General features: G+C 69.2%; 16 protein-coding genes. 5 read left to right on the forward strand and 11 right to left on the reverse strand.

The window, feature by feature from the left end:
- The 7 genes from ACIA8L_RS28275 to ACIA8L_RS28305 all read right to left on the reverse strand — a co-directional run.
- The coding region (locus tag ACIA8L_RS28275) for a hypothetical protein (RefSeq protein WP_395909497.1) at window positions 1-216 on the reverse strand (216 nt) is incomplete at its 3' end.
- A gap of 79 nt (window positions 217-295) precedes the next feature.
- Window positions 296-1,216 carry a lysoplasmalogenase gene (locus ACIA8L_RS28280; RefSeq protein WP_395909498.1) on the reverse strand — a complete coding sequence of 307 codons (921 nt, stop codon included), beginning with the start codon at window positions 1,214-1,216 and terminating at the stop codon, window positions 296-298.
- Entirely contained in the window at window positions 1,213-2,040 is an 828-nt protein-coding gene (locus ACIA8L_RS28285; protein ID WP_395909500.1) for a sterol desaturase family protein, read from the reverse strand. The genes ACIA8L_RS28280 and ACIA8L_RS28285 overlap by 4 nt, the downstream gene beginning before the upstream one ends.
- The gene (locus ACIA8L_RS28290) at window positions 2,037-2,750 is read right to left on the reverse strand and encodes a FadR/GntR family transcriptional regulator (protein WP_395909501.1); all 714 of its coding nucleotides are present in this window, start codon (window positions 2,748-2,750) and stop codon (window positions 2,037-2,039) included. The genes ACIA8L_RS28285 and ACIA8L_RS28290 overlap by 4 nt, the downstream gene beginning before the upstream one ends.
- 137 nt (window positions 2,751-2,887) lie before the next feature.
- Window positions 2,888-3,523 carry a hypothetical protein gene (locus ACIA8L_RS28295; protein WP_395909502.1) on the reverse strand — a complete coding sequence of 212 codons (636 nt, stop codon included), beginning with the start codon at window positions 3,521-3,523 and terminating at the stop codon, window positions 2,888-2,890.
- Window positions 3,524-3,669: 146 nt separating this feature from the next.
- The gene (locus tag ACIA8L_RS28300; RefSeq protein WP_395909503.1) at window positions 3,670-5,721 is read right to left on the reverse strand and encodes a M3 family metallopeptidase; all 2,052 of its coding nucleotides are present in this window, start codon (window positions 5,719-5,721) and stop codon (window positions 3,670-3,672) included.
- Window positions 5,722-5,745: 24 nt separating this feature from the next.
- Window positions 5,746-6,987 carry a citrate synthase gene (locus tag ACIA8L_RS28305; protein WP_395909504.1) on the reverse strand — a complete coding sequence of 414 codons (1,242 nt, stop codon included), beginning with the start codon at window positions 6,985-6,987 and terminating at the stop codon, window positions 5,746-5,748.
- Between the two features lie 540 nt (window positions 6,988-7,527).
- Between ACIA8L_RS28305 and ACIA8L_RS28310 the strand changes: the two genes are divergently transcribed.
- The gene (locus ACIA8L_RS28310) at window positions 7,528-8,766 is read left to right on the forward strand and encodes a hypothetical protein (protein WP_395909505.1); all 1,239 of its coding nucleotides are present in this window, start codon (window positions 7,528-7,530) and stop codon (window positions 8,764-8,766) included.
- 388 nt (window positions 8,767-9,154) lie between these two features.
- Here ACIA8L_RS28310 and ACIA8L_RS28315 read toward each other — a convergent pair whose 3' ends face one another.
- Window positions 9,155-9,349 carry a hypothetical protein gene (locus tag ACIA8L_RS28315; protein ID WP_395909506.1) on the reverse strand — a complete coding sequence of 65 codons (195 nt, stop codon included), beginning with the start codon at window positions 9,347-9,349 and terminating at the stop codon, window positions 9,155-9,157.
- Between the two features lie 136 nt (window positions 9,350-9,485).
- Here ACIA8L_RS28315 and ACIA8L_RS28320 point away from each other — a divergent pair, with 136 nt between their 5' ends.
- The 4 genes from ACIA8L_RS28320 to ACIA8L_RS28335 all read left to right on the forward strand — a co-directional run bounded on the left by ACIA8L_RS28320 (window position 9,486) and on the right by ACIA8L_RS28335 (window position 13,208).
- Window positions 9,486-9,620, forward strand: coding sequence for a hypothetical protein (locus ACIA8L_RS28320; RefSeq protein ID WP_395909507.1), 135 nt, complete (start codon window positions 9,486-9,488; stop codon window positions 9,618-9,620).
- The gene (locus tag ACIA8L_RS28325) at window positions 9,608-11,086 is read left to right on the forward strand and encodes a histidine kinase (RefSeq protein WP_395909509.1); all 1,479 of its coding nucleotides are present in this window, start codon (window positions 9,608-9,610) and stop codon (window positions 11,084-11,086) included. The genes ACIA8L_RS28320 and ACIA8L_RS28325 overlap by 13 nt, the downstream gene beginning before the upstream one ends.
- Window positions 11,083-11,748 (forward strand): response regulator, encoded by a 666-nt coding sequence (locus ACIA8L_RS28330; RefSeq protein ID WP_395909510.1) that lies wholly within the window; start codon window positions 11,083-11,085, stop codon window positions 11,746-11,748. The genes ACIA8L_RS28325 and ACIA8L_RS28330 overlap by 4 nt, the downstream gene beginning before the upstream one ends.
- 254 nt (window positions 11,749-12,002) lie before the next feature.
- Window positions 12,003-13,208, forward strand: a complete 1,206-nt coding sequence (locus tag ACIA8L_RS28335) for a glycosyltransferase (protein WP_395909511.1) — start codon at window positions 12,003-12,005, stop codon at window positions 13,206-13,208.
- A gap of 336 nt (window positions 13,209-13,544) precedes the next feature.
- Here ACIA8L_RS28335 and ACIA8L_RS28340 read toward each other — a convergent pair whose 3' ends face one another.
- From ACIA8L_RS28340 to ACIA8L_RS28350, 3 genes are all read right to left on the reverse strand, one after another.
- Window positions 13,545-14,432, reverse strand: coding sequence for a methyltransferase domain-containing protein (locus ACIA8L_RS28340; RefSeq protein ID WP_395909512.1), 888 nt, complete (start codon window positions 14,430-14,432; stop codon window positions 13,545-13,547).
- 22 nt (window positions 14,433-14,454) lie between these two features.
- Window positions 14,455-15,126, reverse strand: coding sequence for a phosphatase PAP2 family protein (locus ACIA8L_RS28345; RefSeq protein ID WP_395909513.1), 672 nt, complete (start codon window positions 15,124-15,126; stop codon window positions 14,455-14,457).
- A 120-nt stretch (window positions 15,127-15,246) separates the two neighbouring features.
- Entirely contained in the window at window positions 15,247-16,779 is a 1,533-nt protein-coding gene (locus tag ACIA8L_RS28350) for an RICIN domain-containing protein (protein ID WP_395909514.1), read from the reverse strand.

Here is a 16,779-nt window from a genome sequence, read left to right on the forward strand (position 1 = left end):
TCGTACGTCCGACGCCTCGTGCGCGAGCATCGTGTAAGCGTGCACCGCCGCGGCCCGTCGTACGTCCGACGCCTCGTGCGCGAGCACCGTGTAAGCGTGCACCGCCGCGGCCCGTCGTACGTCCGACGCCTCGTGCGCGAGCACCGTGTAAGCGTGCACCGCCGCGGCCCGTCGCACGTCCAACGTCACGTGCGCGAGCACCGTGTAAGCGTGCACCGCCACGGACTGTCGCACGCTCAACGTCAGAAGTGGTTGAGGCCTTGTCGGGCGTGCACGCCTCAGTTCAGGGCTGAGATTATCGAGCTGTGTCAGCGTGGTGATCGCTCGGTCGGGCAGGTCGTGCGGGATTTCGATTTGGCCCAGACTGTGGTGCGGTTTCGGGTGAAGCAGGTTGAGCCGGATGCCGGGACCCGCTTGGACGGGCTGAGCAGTGATGAGCGGGCGGAGCTGGCCCGTCGGCTTCGCTTGTGTCGGCTTCGCTTGTGTCGGCTTCGCCTGCGCGGGCATTGACCGCGCTTCCGGTGGTGATCAGGTAGAGCGCTGCCGCGTACGTCGACATCACCACGAGGTCGCGGCCCGGGAAGTCCATGTTCGCCGCGCCAACGCCGATGAGCAGGTCTGACAGCAGGAACAGCGTACCGCCGGCTCCTGTCCTTGCCGACACCGCGGTGGCGGCGCACGCCATGGCGGTCAGGGCGACGCTGTAGACGAGGATCGGGACGCGCAGCGCACCGAGTTGACTCCAGAGTGCGGCGTTGACCGCAGCCCACAGCGTGACATAGCCGACGACTGTCCATATCTTCGGTCGACGTTGACTGACGAACGCGATCGTCAACGCGATCTGTGTTCCAAGGAACGCGGCCATGCCGAGCAGGAACCACAGCTGGCCCGGGATGAGCAGCGCGATGTCGCCCGCCGTGGCGAAGGCCAGGGCAGCGACCAGGAGCCGGCCCCCGTGGTTGGTCAGCACGAACCAGATGAGCAACGGCGCGAGCAGGGGCTTAGCGATCCACTGCAGGCTTTGGATGTCCGTCGCTACGCCGATCAGTTCGACGGCTGCGGCGATGACGAACAAAGTCAAGGCGGCCTGGGGGATGACGAACAACGTTCGTGCGACATGGGGCGTGACGAACAAAGGTCGTGTTGATTTGGGAGTGACGAACAAAGTTCGTATTGATTTGGGCGCTGCGAACAAAGTTCGTGTTGATTTGCTCATGTCGCGGGTTGCCAACCCGGGCGGCCGAAGACGTAGCGTAGGCGGTCCGTCCAGGTTGTCGCCGTGCGGACGTCTTGCCAGATCGCGGTGTACTCGTGGGTGGCGACGCGCAGTGGGTTGAACGTGGTGATGTTCTTCGTCAGGCCGTACTGGACTCGGGCGCGCTCGGGTTCGAAAGTGCCGAACAGGCGGTCCCAGATGATCAGGATGCCGCCGTAGTTGCGGTCCAGGTACTCCTCGTTGGCGCCGTGGTGTACGCGGTGGTGGGACGGGGTGTTGAAGAGCCATTCGATCGGGCGCCACAGGGTGGTGACGCGCTCGCTGTGCAGGAAGAACTGGTATGCCAGGCTGATCGACTGCTGCAGGAACACCAACCACGGCGGGATGCCCAGCAGCGGCAGGAACAGCCAGAACGGGGTGCCTGTCATCGGGGTCCAGCTCTGCCGCAGCGCGGTACTCAGGTTGAAGAACACCGACGAGTGGTGCACGACGTGGCCGGCCCAGAACACGCGGACTTCGTGGTGGAGGCGGTGGAACCAGTAGTACGCGAAGTCGTCGGCGAAGAACACGATCAACCAGGTCCACGGGCTGGCGGGGTCGAGCTTGAGGGGCGTCAGGACGTACAGGCCGGCGAACGCGACGGCGACGACCAGCTTCCACGGCACGCCGATGATCTGGCTGCCCAGGCCCATCGACAGGCTGGTGGCGGTGTCGCGGACCTCGTAGCCGCGCTCCTCGTCGTCGGGGAGGAAGCGATACGAGACGGCCTCGATGATGATGAGCAGCAGGAACGCCGGCACGGCATACAACACGGCGGGGATCATGCGGGGGTTCCTCCCTTCCTTGACGTGTGCACGGGGGCGTTGAGCAGCGTCTTGGCCTGCAGTTCGGCCTCGTCCGCGCTCCCGGCGGCGATGTGCTCCCCGAGGCGGCGATGGCCGGCGATGTCGAGCAGCTCGGCGGTCCGGTGCGCGGCCGGCACCCGGCCCACGGCCAGTGCGCCGCCGACGAGGCTGTTGAAGGCCAGCAGGTAGGCGGTGTTGCCGCTGCCGAGGAGGATCGTGCGCCAGAGGGCGATGTTGGCGGCGCCCATACGTTCTAGGTCGGGCGCCTGCTGGCTGTACACCTCGATGGCTTGGTTGATTTTGGTTTTGTCGTCATGACTTGCACGTTGTGCGCACAGTCGTGCGGCGTCGGCGCCGAGGCAGGCCCGCATTTCGAGCACGTCGCGGACCAAGTTGTCGACGGGGAGCCGGTCCTGCGCGCCGGCCGCCATCGCCAAGTCGAGGCCGGCGTGTTCGCGCCAGTCGAGGACTTTCGTCGCGCCGCCCTGGCTGACCCGGACGAGGCCGAGCTGCTGCAGTCGGCGCAGCGCCTCCCGGACCGCATGCCGGTTGACCTGGAACGTCGCCGCGAGGTCGCGCTCGCTGGGCAGCCCGGCGTCCGGTGGGTAGTCCCCGGCCAGGATCGCGTCGCGGACCTGCGCGAAGACGTGATCGGACACCGAGCTGCGGCTGGCGGGCACGAACTCCACGCGGCACACTCTGCCACCCATCAACTGGTTGGACCAGTGGCACGCAAGAAAAGCCACGCGGCCGCCAAGGAAAGACGGCCTCCGCGCGGCCGCAAAAGACAAGGCCGGCCCCAGGGAAAGGCCGGCCACCGCGTGGCCTAATCGTCGATGTTGAGCGCGTCCACGATCTTCTGCGCCAGGGTCGCGTGCTTCGCGTAAGCGCTGGCGAAGGCGCTGCGCTGGACGGCCTGGGCGGCGTTCGTGACGCTCATCTTCTCCCAGCCGCTCACTGCCTGGAGTTTCGTGTAGAACTTCGCCGACGCGTACGCCGGGTCCATGAGCTGCTCCGGAGTGCCCCAGATGCTGGCCCGCTGCTGGAAGATGCCGAGCGAGTCGAAGTTGGTGCCGGTGCCCTCATGCGGCAGCTTCATCGACGCCGGGACCTTGGGGTTGGCCAGGTTCTTGAGGTACGTCTCCTGCAGCGCCGTCGCGATCGCGACCACCATGGCCCGCTCGGGCAGGTTCATCTGCCGGCCCACCTGCACCACGATGTAGGCGTTGTTGGTCTGCTCCTGGGTCAGCCCGGCCACCGGCTTCGGCACCAGCGGCTGGCCCGGCACGACGGCCTGGGCGGCGCCGCGGGCCGCGTTCGCGCGGACGTGTGTCTCATAGAATTTGGCGGAGTCGAAGCTGGTGTCGTCCGCGACGGGAGTCGGTGCTGACTGGGGGAAAATCGCCCAGGACACACCGACACTGATCAACGAGGCGACGAGGCTGACCACGGTCAGCAACATCAATCTGCTGAAGTGCAGACGACGTGCGGCCGCGCGCCTGCGCCGGGGGGTGGCGCCACGCACCGCGACAGCTTAGGGAACGTGGCGCCAGTACCGAAAGATGGGATTCGGCCCTTTAAACCAAACCTAAGGAAACCTAAGGAACTTCACGCAGCGTCACCGAGCAGGCCCCGACGCTTGAGCAGCGGTTCGATCAGCGGGTCACGGCCGCGGAACGCCCGGTAGACGTCCATCGCGTCGGCGCTGCCACCCTTTGCGAGGAGGCCGTCACGGAACGCGTCGCCGCTGTCACGCCGCAGGCCACCGCGTTCGGTGAGCCAGTCGACGGTGTCGGCGTCGAGGACCTCGCTCCACAGGTACGAGTAGTAACCGGCACTGTACGCGGCGCCACTGAAGATGTGCGCGAAGTAGGGGCTGCGGTAACGTGGCGGGACGAACGGCGTCGCGACTCCGGCCCGCTCCAGCGCCTCGGCCTCGAATGCCATGACATCGGTGACCGCCTCCGCCTCCTCGGCGCTCAACGTATGCCAGGCCAGGTCGAGCAGGGTCGCGGCCAAGTACTCCACCGTTCCGAAACCCTTGTTGAACTGCTCGGCGGCGTGCAGGCGATCGATGACCTCCTGTGGCAGGCGGTCGCCGGTGACGTGGTGGTGGGCGTAGTGCTCCAGCACTTCGGGCCACAGCATCCAGACCTCGTTGACCTGCGAGGGGTACTCCACGAAGTCGCGCGGCACACGAGTACCCGCAAACTTGGGGTATTGCACTGCCGAGAAAAGCGTGTGCAGAGCGTGACCGAACTCGTGGAACATGGTGCGGACCTCATCCAGGGTGAGCAGCGTCGGCTCGCCCTCCGGGGCCCGGTTGATGTTGAGGTTGTTGCACACGACCGGTGACGTGCCGAACAGCCCGGACTGCGGCACGAGCGCGTTGGCCCACGCACCGCCCCGCTTCGAGGCGCGCGTGAAGAAGTCGCCGATGAAGAGTCCGAGCTGACTGCCGTCATGGTCAAAAACTTCAAAGACCCGGGCATCTTGATGGTACGCCTTGAGGTCGGGCCGTTCGCTGAAGCGCAACCCGTAGAGCTGCCCCGCGGCGTAGAAGACACCGTCGTGCAGGACGCGCTCGAGCTCGAAGTATGGCCGCAGCGCACTCTCGTCGATGGCGTAGCGCGCGCGGCGGAGCTGTTCGGTGTTGTACGCCCAGTCCCAAGGCTGCAGCGTGTATTCGTCGCCGATGACGGCCTGCAGGTCGTCGGCCTCGGCGGCGGCGTTGGCCATCGCCGGCGGTACCACCTTCGCCAGCATCTCCTCGACGGCCGCGACCGAGCGGGCCGTGTTGTCGGCGATGTTGTAGGCGGCGTGGTGCTCGTAGCCGAGCAGCCGGGCCCGTTGGGCCCGCAGCCGCGCGATCCGCAGCACCAGCCCGGTGGTGTCGTTCTCGCCGTCGGCGCCGCGCCCGATGGACGCGTTGTGCAGCCGCTCGCGCAGGCCCCGGTCGTGCAGCGCGGCCAGCGGCGGCTGCGAAGTCGGCAGGATCAGGTTGAGCACGTACTTCCCGTCGAGCCCGCGGTCCTTGCCGGCGACCGCGGCGGCCGCGATCGCGTCGGCGGAGAGCCCGTCGAGGGCCGACTCGTCGTCGACGACCACGGCCCGGGCCTTCATCTCGTCGCGGACCCGGTTGCCGTAGTCGGTGGCCAGCCCGGCCAGCTCGGCGTTCAGCGCGCGCAGCCGCTCGTGCTGCTCGGCCGTGAGCTCGGCCCCGGCCCGCACGAAGTCGGTGCGGTACCGCTCCAGCAGCCAGGCCTGCTCCGCGTCGAGCCCGAGCTCGCCGCGGCGGGCGTAGAGGTCGCTGATGCGCGCGTAGAGCCCGGCGTCGAGCATGATGGCGTCGCTGTGCGCGGACAGCTCCGGCACGACCTCACCCTCGATCGCCTGGAGCTCGTCCGACGTGTGCGAGCTGGTCAGGGTGAAGAAGGCGGCCGAGACACGCTGCAGGGTCCGCCCCGAGCGTTCCAGGGCCACGAGCGTGTTGTCGAACGTCGGCTCGGCGGGGTCGGCGACGATGGCCGCGACCTCGGCCCGCTGCTCCTCCATCCCACGCTCGAAAGCCGGCCGGTAATGCCCGACCTCGATGCGGTCGAAGGGCGGCAGCTGATAGGGCAGGTCACTCGGCGCGAAGAACGGGTTGTCCGTGGTCACCTACCGACTGTATCGACCCGCCGGCTATTCCGTGGGCCCTGTGTAGGCGGCGCGCAGTCGCAGACGCGTGGGTTTCTGGTACTCCTCCATCGCGTGCGCCAGCCACCCGGCCGTCCGGGCAATGCCGAAGATCGCCTCACCGGCACCGCGGGGCATGCCGGCGAGATGGGTCAGGAGGCCGAGCGGGAAGTCCACGTTTATGGCCGGCAGCCGGTGCGTCGCGGCCTCCTCGAGCACCGCATCGGCGACGGCGAGGCGAGGATGGCCGCGCACCGCTCGGCGGACCTTCGCGAGCAGGGCGTCGGCGCGGCCGTCACCGTCGTGGTAGACGGCGTGCCCGAAGCCGCTGATCCGCTCACCGCGCCGCAGCCGCTCCCCGATGACGTGCGCGGCCCGGTCCGGCTCGGTGATCTCGGCCAGCATCGACTCGACGCCGAGCGACGCCCCGCCGTGCAGGGCGCCGCTGGTGACCCCGAGCCCGGCCGTGACCACGGCGTAGGGGTCGGCCCGCACGGAGGCGGCGACCCGCGCGGCGAGCGTGGAGGCGGCCAGCTCGTGGTCGGCCAGCAGCACCATGGCGAACCGCAGCGCGTCGGCCAGCCGCTCGTCGGCCTTCGACCCGGCGAGCTTGCGCCACAGCCGGGCGTGCAGCGACTCGCTCTGCTGCAAACCGGGGTCTCCACCCCGGCGCTGGCGGCGGCTGGGCAATGCGTCGACCATGCCGGCCATGAGCGCCGTGCCGGTCGCGATGACGGCCTCGGTTTCGAGGTTGAGCCGGACCGGGTTCACCGCGGCGAGGGCGGTCACGATGAGCTGGAGCCGTTCCAGCGGCAGCACGGCGGCGGGGAGCCCTTGCTGGGCCTGCTCGGCCGCCGCGAGGGCGGCCGGGTCGGCGTCCCAGCTGCCCAGACGGTTGATGGTTATCAGGCTTTCAATACTGTCGAACCGCAGGCCGGTCCACAGCCAGACAGCGGTCTCCTCGAGCGTCCAGTCCTCGGCGAGCCCGACCGCGTCCCGGCCGCGATAGCTGTGCCGGTCCTCGCCGAGCAGCGTGATGGCCGACTCGATGACGAGCTCGGTGGAGCCGGCTTGCCGCCGCGGCCGCCCGCGGCGGGCCAACTCCTCGATCTCGGCCCGATTGAAGGTGCTACGGCCGTCTGGGCTTTTGCGCCTGGTGAGGGTACCGCGGCTGACGTACGAGTACAGCGATGTGGACTTGACCCCCAACCGCCGAGCCGCCTCGTCCGCACTCATCCAGTCGTTCACGTTGACGCTCCCATACTGCCCGTTGCCCGTTGCCCGTTGCCCGTTGCCCGTTGCCCGTTGCCCGTTGCCGGTTGCCGGTTGCCGGTTGCCGGTTGCCGGTTGCCGCTTTCGCCGCCGCCGCCGCGTGCATTCTGCCGCCACCAAGTTCCTTCCGCCGCTCCGGCACTGCCGTAGCCCCACGTTGACCTGCGCACCCCCCGTTGAACCCGCGCCCTCATGTTGATTTGCGCGCTCGGACGTTGACTTGCCTGCCCGACGTTGATCTGCGCGTCCCACGTTGATTTGCGCGCTCGAACGTTAACTTGCCTGCCCGATGTAGATCTGCGCCCCACGTTGACTTGCGCGCTCGGACGTTGACTTGCCTGCCCGACGTTGATCTGCGCGCCCCACGTTGACTTGTGCGCTCGGACGTTGACTTGTGCAGCACATGTTGATTTGCGCGGTCGCACGTTGATTGGCGGTTTGCACGTTGACTTGCGCCAGGCACGTTGATTTTAGTCAACGTTGACACAAATCAAGGATTAGCGTCAACCTGGATCCATGTCAACCAGTGATCGCCGGCCGCGTATCCACTTCCTCGACGTCACCAACCGCGACGGAGTGCAGACAGCCCGGACCGGGCTGTCCAAGTTCGGCAAGACGATGGTGAACTTCTACCTGGGGCGGCTGGGCGTCGCGCAGTCCGAGATCGGGTTCCCGTTCCTGTTTCACGAGGTGCCGTACGTCCGCGCGCAAACCGCCCTTGAGCAGGCCGGTGCGTTCGGGTCGCTGCGGCTGTCGGGCTGGTGCCGGGCCGTCGCGGCCGACGTCGAGCGGTCAGCCGGGCTGGGACTGCGGCACTACAACCTGTCCATCTCCACCTCCGACCAGATGCTGCAGAACAAGTTCCGCGGCAAGCTCGACCGGGACGCGCTGATCCGGGAGATGGTCGCGGCGGTGAAGGCGGCGGTCGACGCCGGGGCCGAGACCATCGGCGTCAACGCCGAGGACGGCTCGCGCACCGACGAGGGCTTCCTGACCGAGTTCGCCCTGGCCGCCCGCGAGGCCGGGGCGGTCCGCCTGCGCTACTGCGACACCATCGGCGGCGACACACCAGGGCGCATCGGTGAGCGTTTCGCAAAGCTGGCCGGCGCCACCGGGATGCCGATCGAGACGCACTGCCACAACGACCTGGGCATGGCTGTGGCCAACTCACTCGCCGGCGCGTTCGGCGATCTGGCGGCCGGCCAGGATGCGTGGATCAACACCTGCGTCAACGGCATCGGCGAGCGCTCCGGCAACGCCGACCTGGTCTCCTGCATCCTGGCACTGCGCCACGGCTTCGGCGTGCCCGACGGCGCCGAGATCGGCGACGAGCTCGACCTGACCTGGGCCAGGCGATTCTCGAGCTGGGCCGCTTACGCGTTCGGCCAGCCACTGCCCAACAACCAGCCCGGCGTCGGCCCAAACGCATTCGCGCACGAGTCAGGCATCCACGCCGACGGAGCGCTCAAGGACCACCGCAACTACGAGCTCTACGACGAGGAGCTGCTGGGCCCACACCCCGCCGACCGCCACGCACGGGCCGGCCGGATCGTGCTCACCGGCGAGTACGGCGGCTTGGCCGGCTTCCGTCACGTCATGGACGACCTGGACATCGAGGTCACGGACGAGACGAAGACGTTCCAACTGGTCCAACTGTGCAACGCGGCGACGGGCCGCCCACTGACCGACGACGAACTACGCCTGATCGCCGCCTACCCGAACGAACTCGCACTGCTCTACCCCGGTCTCCTGTAGCCGTTCCGCACGTCCGCACGTCCCGCAGGTCCGCACGTCCCGCATGTCCGCTCCCTGCACGTCCCGCACGTCCCGCGTGTCCCGCGGTCCCGCATGCCCGCACGTTCGCTCCGCGCACGTCCGGCACGTCCATTCCCGTCCATAGGCCCGTTCGCGCGCGTGTTGGTTCGTCCGTACGTCCATCGCGCGTACGTTCGCGCTTTCGTCCACTGCATGCGTGCGTTGCGTCCGCGCGCGTGGCGTTCGCGTGCCCGTTTCGTACGTCCGTTCTTTCGCGTACGTGCGTCCGCAGTGCGCACGTCCGAGCGTTCGCGTGCCCGTTGCGCGCATGCGTGCGTCCGTGCACCCGTTGCGTTCGTGCGTTCGTGCGTTCGTGCGTTCGTGCGTTTCAGAGCATTGCGTGCGCGACGATGTTCTGCACGTGCAGGGTCTCCTCGGCGTTGAACTCCAGGTGCACCATCTCGGTGAAGCGGCGGGTCACCTGCAGCGGCGTGAACCGGTGCACGGCGCACTCCATCCACACCGGGATGCGGGCGGCCGGGTTGGCCAGCACGACGTGGCGGCCGCAGCGATGGGCTCTCATGCCGACCAACGCTAGGCGCGGCCCTACGGGGCACCCACCCGGTCACCGGGAGCCGGGGCCTGCACCAAATGGTGTACGCCCCGGTGTCTCCGCGCGGACGACGCCACGACCGCCGGCGATCCCTAGCGTCAACGGCATGATTATGGACAACACCATGCGGGGGCTGGTGATCGGTCTGGCCACCGCACTCATCGGCGTACTCCTCACACAAACGCACACCATCGACGTCACCGGCGTCGGGCGTGGGACGGTGGTCCAATGCAACCGCTGACCCGCCGCATGACCGCCGTGTTCACCGTCGTCACGGTCGTCGGCGTGTTCACCGGCTCCGCGGTGGCCGGGACGGCGCTCACCGAGCCGGGCCCGATTGCCCTGGCCTGGACTTTGGGGCTGCTGCTCTGGCTGCAGCGCCGCTACCCGCTGACCGGCCTGCTCATCGGCGCCGCCGCCATCGCCGCGCAGCGCGTTTCGCTGCTGACCGAGGTGGGCTGGCTGTTCCCGGCGACGATGCTGTATGTGCAGGCCGCACTTGTTCGCAGTACCACCACAGTCGTCATAATCGCTGTCGTCAACGCACTGACCGCGTTCAACCTGAACTGGACCGTGCTGATGCACACAGCCCGTGAGTCCACCGCCAGCGTCGGCACCGACGCGTTGTGGCTGTCCGCGGTGCTGGCGATCACGGTGTCGTACCGCACCTGGCGCCGCCTCCAGGCCGAATCCCTCCAGCGCCTGCGCACCGAACTGGACGAACAGCGCACGGCTGAGCGATTGCGACTCGCTCAGGAGGTACACGACGCGGTCGCGCACACACTTGCAGTGGTCGGTGTCCATGTGAACGTCGCGGCCGACGCTCTCGACTCCGACCCTGACGAGGCGCGCGCGGCGCTCCGGCTGGCCCAGGACGTCCGCCGCCGCGCGATGGCCGACCTGTCCGCGCTGGTCGGCGTCCTGCGCACACCTGGCGAGACGACGGGCAGCACGCCGTCCGCCGACGGGTCCGCCATCACGCCGCCGGTCGCCCCGCCCGACATCGATGCTTTGGTGAAGGACATCCGATCGACGGGGCTGGACGCGACCCTGGAGATCGACGGCTCCCCGGATGATGTGCCTTTGCCGGTACTCCTAGTGACCGCCGCGATCATCAAAGAGTCCTTGACGAACGTCGTGAAACACGCCGCGGCCCAGCACGCCACCGTACGAGTCCACTATGGACCGCCCACCTCGGTCACCGTCATCGACGACGGCACCGGCCCGGCCCCGGCCACCTCCAGCCGCGGCTCCGGCACCACCTTCGGCCGCGGCTCCGGCTCCGGCTCCGGCTCCGGCTCCGGCTCCGGCTCCGGCACCGTCTCTGGTCGCGGCTCCGGCGCCGGTACCGCCTCTGGCCACGGCTCCAGCTCCAGCACCACCTCCGGCCGCGGCTCCGGCTCCGGCACCGCCTCTGGCCACGGCTCCAGCTCCAGCACCACCTCCGGCCGCGGCTCCGGGACCGCTTCCGGCTTCGGCTCCGGGATCACCTCCGGCCGCGGCTCTGACACCGCCTCCGGCTGCCGCTCCAGCTCCGGCACCGCCTCTGGCCACGGCTCCGGCACCAGCACCAGCGCGAACCGGCCCGCAAGCCGGAGCGGGAACGGCCTGCGCGGCCTCGCCGAGCGCGTGACGGCCCTCGGTGGCACCTTCCGCGCGGAGGCGGCCGAGCACGGGTTCGCTGTACACGCGAAAATTCCGGCATGACCGTGCGCGTGCTGCTCGCCGATGACCAGGCCCTGGTCCGGGCCGGGTTCGGGAGTCTGCTGCGGCGGAGCCGGGACATCGACGTCGTGGCGGAAGCGGGCACCGGGGACGAGGCCGTGCGGGCCGCCCGGGCGCATCGGCCCGACGTCGTGCTCATGGACATCCGGATGCCGGGGCTGGACGGGATCGCGGCGACCGAGCGGATCTGCGGCGATCCCGGACTGGCGGGGACCCGCGTGATCGTGTTGACGACGTTCGAGACCGATGACTATGTCTTCGCGGCGCTTCGGGCCGGGGCCAGCGGGTTCCTGACGAAGGAGGTCGAACCGGACGAGCTGCGGCGGGCGGTGCGGGTGGTGGCCGCGGGCGAGGCGCTGCTGTCGCCGAGCGTCACCGCGCGGGTGGTGACGGAGTTCGCGCGGCGGCCGCTCGCTGGGGCGGGGCGGCGGCTCGACTTCCTCACCGCGCGTGAAGTTGAAGTGGTCCGGCTGGTCGCGAGTGGACTGTCCAATGACGAGATCGCGCGGGAGTTGTACATCAGCCCGCTCACCGCCAAGACGCACGTCACGCGCGCGATCGCTAAGGCCGGCGTGCGCGATCGGGTGCAGTTGGTCATCCTGGCGTACGAAAGTGGGCTCGTCACCGCGCAGCGCGAGAACTGAACGGGTTCGCACATGCGGGAACAGGGCTGCGCATCAAGCGTGCGTCAACCGCACTTCCCTGTGCGATTTAGCCGTTTTGCCCGCACATGGTAGCGACGTTCGGATGAGCTGGCGGCGCCGAACGGACGACTCACCGGATCGCGATCGCGACTCACCGTATTGAGGGACGCCGTCCGCTAATCCGTGACTTTCCGGAAACGCACAGTTCACTGGTTCAACCTGACAGGACGGCCACGACGGGTGATGATTTGCCCGTGACTAGCCAACTGCGCGTGATGTCGATCTATGAGGGCTTCTTCTCCGGCGGTGCCCGGGCCCTGCACACGACGGTCGTGGCCGGGCTGCACACCGGGGGAAGTCATCAGCATTCGGTGCTGAGCATCTATGGGGCCATGCGGCGGGAGACGATCCTGCAGCGTATGGAGGACGACGCCAGCTATCGATCGCTGCACGCGATCGGCGTCGAGGTGCGGGCACTGGGCCGGCGGATCGGGGGCGACACCGCGGCCCGCAAAACGTTCACGGCGGCCGAGGTGGCGAATGCGTTCGCGCACGCTGAGCGGGCCGATATTGTCCTTTCGCTCAAGGAGCAGCCGCTGCGGCTGGTCAACCTGCCGGGCTTCCCGCGCAAGCCGGTCATCGTGTGCCTGCACCGCTCCGACCCGGAGAACCAGGGCAGTGCACTGGCGGAGTTCAAGACCGCGGTCGCCGACGGTCGGGTGGCCGCGGCGATCTGTTGTGCGGAGTCGACACGCGCGGCGTACCAGAAAGCGGGCATTCCGGGAGGGCTCCTGAAGGTCGTTCCGAACGGCGTCGACCTGACCCGGTTCCAGCCGGTGACGGGCCGCAAGCGGGCCGCGCTGCGCCGGTCGCTGGGCGTGCCGGCCAAGGCCGAGGTGGTGACGCTGGCCGCGCGGTACGACGCGATGAAGAACATTCCGCTGTTCCTGGCCGCGGGCCGCCGCTACCTCGAGCGGGAGCCCAACGGCCACGTCCTCATGTGCGGCGCGGGCATGACCACGGCCAACGTGGAGCTGTGCGGCCTGCTCAACGACCTGTTCGACGACGAGCCGCGGTTCCTCGGCCGGCTGCACCTGCTGGGCATCCGCCGCGACATGGAAGCCGTGTACGCCGCGACCGACGTCGTCGCCCTCACGTCCACCAGCGGCGAGGCCGCCCCGCTGTGCCTGATCGAGGGCGCGATGTGCGGCGCGGTCCCGGTCTCCACCGACATCGGCGACACCGCCCGGATCGTCGACGGCATCGGCCTCATCACCGCACCCGAGCCGGACGCGATCGCGGCGGCCTGGTCCGAGGCCGTCGACCGCCGCGCTCAGTTCACCCCGCGCCTCCTCGGCAGCCGCGAGCGGTTCAGTCACACACGGATGATCGCCTCGTACGCCACCGTCATCAACCGCGCGCACCGCGACCTCGGCCTGCGCGTCCCGCAGCACCTCTGACCACGAGCCCGCGCAACACTGACCGCAGCGGTGCACGCTGGCGCGGTGGTTGTGCGTGCTCGCGCGTCTGACCACGAGCCCGCGCAACACTGACCGCAGCGGTGCACGCTGGCGCGGTGGTTGTGCGTGCTCGCGCGGTGGTTGTGCGTGCTCGCGCGGTGCTGGTGCGCGCTCGCGCGCTGTTCGTGCAGGTGACGTCAGGTGCGCGACCCGGCGGGGGCGAGGTATGCCGGCCTCACCGGGTCGTCCGCGCGAAGCAAGGCTGTCGCCCGTTGCAACATGCCGAGGTCCGGCTGCGACCGGCGGCTCTTCGCAAGCCGGCGTGAACAGCCGGCGTCAGTGGGCGTGAGCGGGGACGGAGAGCCGCAAACTGTCGGTCAGGACCGGGATCTCGTCGCCGGGGGAGTAGTCGAAGCGGACCCGGATCTCGTCGCCCGGCAGTACTTCGACCGGCTCGCTGACCGGCACGACCAGGTAGTTCATGGTCCAGTCGACGCTGCCCGCCGGGTCGTACGTCAACGCCAGGAGGTTCTTGGTGAGCAGGCGGACCGCGTTGACCAAAGCTGGGCGTTCGGCCACGAAGACCAGGTCGGCGCCGCAGCGGGTCGGGAGCGGCTCGCTGTAGAAGAACTGCTGGAACACCTGCGGCGGCGCGACCTCGACCGTGCGCGGCTGGATGCTCTCCGGCAGCTGGAACACCGGCGCCGGCACCGTGTAGCCCATGTAGGTGAAGTCCTGCTCGACCGGCTGGACCGCCTGCACTGTCGCCTCGGGCAGGAACCGGGGCAGCGGGCCGCCGACGTGGTGGAGGTACCGCCGCTTGAACGCCCCGATCACCTCGACCTGCCGCTCCCGCAGCAGCCCGACGTGCAGCATCTCGCACAGCACCAGGTCCACCGGCTCGTCCGGCAGGTAGTCGCGGGCGTCGGCGTGCAGGATCCGCACGGTGTCGCCGGTCGCGGCGCGCAGTGCGGCCCGGGCCGTGGCGAACACCCGCGGCTCGCGCTCGATCGCGGTGACGATCCCGCCCGCGCGGGCCGCGAAGTAGCTGAGCACGCCGGTGCCGGCGCCGAGGTCGAGGACCCGCATTCCCGGCTGCACGGCCGCGGCGATGGCGTCGGCGAAGGCCCGCATCCGCCGCTCGTCGGTCAGCAGCAAAGCTTGATACTGCAGCGGGATCACATCGGCCGGGAACCCGGTGTACTCGGTGCTGAGGTGATCCATGCGCACAGGGTAGCCGGGCGAGCTACTCTGCGTAGTCGCTTTTGTGGAGGTCGAGCCCGTCCCAGCCCGCATATCCGCGCAGCCGCTGCGGCCGCCGCCGCGACCGGACGAACAGCCAGGCGACGAGCGCCAGCCCGGCCCCGGCCAACACGTCGAGCAGGTAGTGGTGCCCGGTCAGCACCACCGACCAGAGCAGCAGCGCGGCCAGCCCGGCCCCGGCGACGCGCATCCATACGCGATCGACGACGGCGACGATCGTCAGGCCCAGCACCACGTCCCACGCGGCATCGAGCGACGGCAGCGACGCCAGGCCCCCGCTCAGGTCAGGGGGCGCGACCGGGTAGACGACGAACGCGAACAGCGCGACCCCGGCCGTGACCAGCATCGTGTCCCGGGCCCGGTAGTACAGCGCGGGCGCCCGCCGGGCCAGCCAGACCAGCAGCGCCACCATCAGAAGCCAATGCCCCCAGGTGTACAGCCACTCGCCCGCGCCCGCCAAAGAAGGCGCCACGAATTCGCGCAACCCCAGCGAGCGCTCGAGCCGCGCGACAGCGTCCGCATTCGCCTGCGCCCGCCCGTCAACCGCGCTGACGGCCCCGCGGACCGTCAGGTAGGCCACCGCCGCCCCCAGCCCGAGCGCCGCCTGACGCCCGAGCGAGACCTCGCCGCGCGCAGCCTCCGCCGTGATGCTCATATCGAGCGCCTGATGCTCATGCCGAGCGCCTGATGCTCATATCGAAAGCCTGATGCTCATACCGAGAGCCTCGTCCCGGCCGCGGCAAATCTCATCCGGCCGATGCCCTGAACCGGGCCCCTACTTTTCCCCGATGTTCTTCAGGGGTGTCGGGTCCTCGATGTTCGCGGGCGCGTTCCATTTCTGCAGCTTCGACCCGTCGCAGATGGCCACGGTGAGCTTGCTGACCGTGGTGCTGCCCTTGAAGATGTCGGCCGCCGGCAGCTTCGGGTCGTCGAGGTTGGTCGGGGTCAGGCACATCCCCTTGTAGTCCTTGATGACGAAGCTCGCCCCGTAGGTCTTCTCCTGGTACGACACCGTCCACAGGGTCGACACGTCGGTGGTCGCCGGGCACGCCTTCATCGTCACGAAGTGCGAGGCCGCGCCGGTCTCGAAGGTCGTCATGCAGACGTTGCCCTTCGTCTTCGAACTGTCGAACGTGAAGATCTGCCCGGTGATGCTGCCCAGTCCGGTGCCGGTGGTCGGGACCGTGAACCGCTGGTTCCAGCCCACGTTGGCCGGGTTCGGGGCCTGCTTGCACGGCCACACGATGATGAACCCGAGGCCGATGTCGAAGTTCGTCACGTCGATGCAGCGGCCGAACTGCTTGAAGTTGACGATCTGCGCGGGCGGGCCGGCCGCGCCGGCGCCGACGGCCGCCTCCGGCGCGAACGTGCGCGTGTTGTCGGAGCCGCCGCACGCGGCCAGCTCCACGAAGGCGCCGGGCGTGCTGGCCGCCTTGGCGTGGAAGCAGAAGCTGCCCAGCGACGTGCCGTTGGTCGCGGTGGACTGGAAGCTGGAGCTGTCGTTGATGCTCCAGCGCTGGTTGTACGGCACCGTCGGCGACCCGCACACCTGGAACGCGACGAGCGTGCCGGACACCGGGGTCGGCAGGGAGTCCAGGCACATGCCGAGCGGGTTGGCCGCCGTCTTCGACGACACCAGCTGCAGGGTCAGATTCTTCGTGTACGCGAAGGTCTGCCGCGCGCTGCCGGAGCTGCACGGCTGCGTGGTGACGTTCGTGCCGACGGCGGGGGAGCCGGAGCCGGCGTCCAGGCAGTAGGCGCCGCCGAGGAACTTGACCAGGCCGCCCTCGATGTTCTCGTTGGTGAACCGGAAGACGTAGGTCGCGGTGAGCGTGCGGGTGGCGGCCGGTTCGAATGCGGCCTTGAGGCTGGTGGCGTCGCCCTTGGACGTGCCCTGGGCCGTGATGACCGCGAAGTACGGCACCGACGTCAGGTGACCGCCGGCCGGGCAGGTCAGCGGGGCCTTGGTCGAGTCCTGATACTGCACCGACACCTTGAAGCGGCCCGGCAGCCCGCCGCCGACCGCGCCCAGCAGCTCCGTGCCGAGGGGGATGCAGGTGAGGCCGGAGATGACGCCACCCGACGCGCGGATGGTGCCCAGCACCAGGTCGATGCCGGCCTGCGCGGCGTGCACCGCCTTGGCCCGGTCGGCCGTCTCGGCGGTGTCGCGCAGCTGCGTGATGACGACCGGCACCATCAGCGTCGACAAGGACGTGCCGACCAGCGTCAGCATCATCGCGAGGGGCAGGGAGCCCTCGTCGCGGCGCGCGAACCGGGCGCGCAGCCGGTGCACCAGATCGGCCAACAC

Origin of the sequence: Dactylosporangium sp. NPDC051541 (assembly GCF_044454505.1) — a bacterium.
Taxonomy (GTDB): domain Bacteria; phylum Actinomycetota; class Actinomycetes; order Mycobacteriales; family Micromonosporaceae; genus Dactylosporangium.

Coding starts and splice junctions, on each gene's coding strand:
- ACIA8L_RS28280 (WP_395909498.1), bottom strand. CDS start 1,216: ATGAGCAAATCAACACGAACTTTGTTCGCAGCGCCCAAATCAATACGA.
- ACIA8L_RS28285 (WP_395909500.1), bottom strand. CDS start 2,040: ATGATCCCCGCCGTGTTGTATGCCGTGCCGGCGTTCCTGCTGCTCATC.
- ACIA8L_RS28295 (WP_395909502.1), bottom strand. CDS start 3,523: ATGTTGCTGACCGTGGTCAGCCTCGTCGCCTCGTTGATCAGTGTCGGT.
- ACIA8L_RS28310 (WP_395909505.1), top strand. CDS start 7,528: ATGTCAACCAGTGATCGCCGGCCGCGTATCCACTTCCTCGACGTCACC.
- ACIA8L_RS28315 (WP_395909506.1), bottom strand. CDS start 9,349: ATGAGAGCCCATCGCTGCGGCCGCCACGTCGTGCTGGCCAACCCGGCC.
- ACIA8L_RS28320 (WP_395909507.1), top strand. CDS start 9,486: ATGATTATGGACAACACCATGCGGGGGCTGGTGATCGGTCTGGCCACC.
- ACIA8L_RS28325 (WP_395909509.1), top strand. CDS start 9,608: ATGCAACCGCTGACCCGCCGCATGACCGCCGTGTTCACCGTCGTCACG.
- ACIA8L_RS28330 (WP_395909510.1), top strand. CDS start 11,083: ATGACCGTGCGCGTGCTGCTCGCCGATGACCAGGCCCTGGTCCGGGCC.
- ACIA8L_RS28340 (WP_395909512.1), bottom strand. CDS start 14,432: ATGGATCACCTCAGCACCGAGTACACCGGGTTCCCGGCCGATGTGATC.
- ACIA8L_RS28345 (WP_395909513.1), bottom strand. CDS start 15,126: ATGAGCATCACGGCGGAGGCTGCGCGCGGCGAGGTCTCGCTCGGGCGT.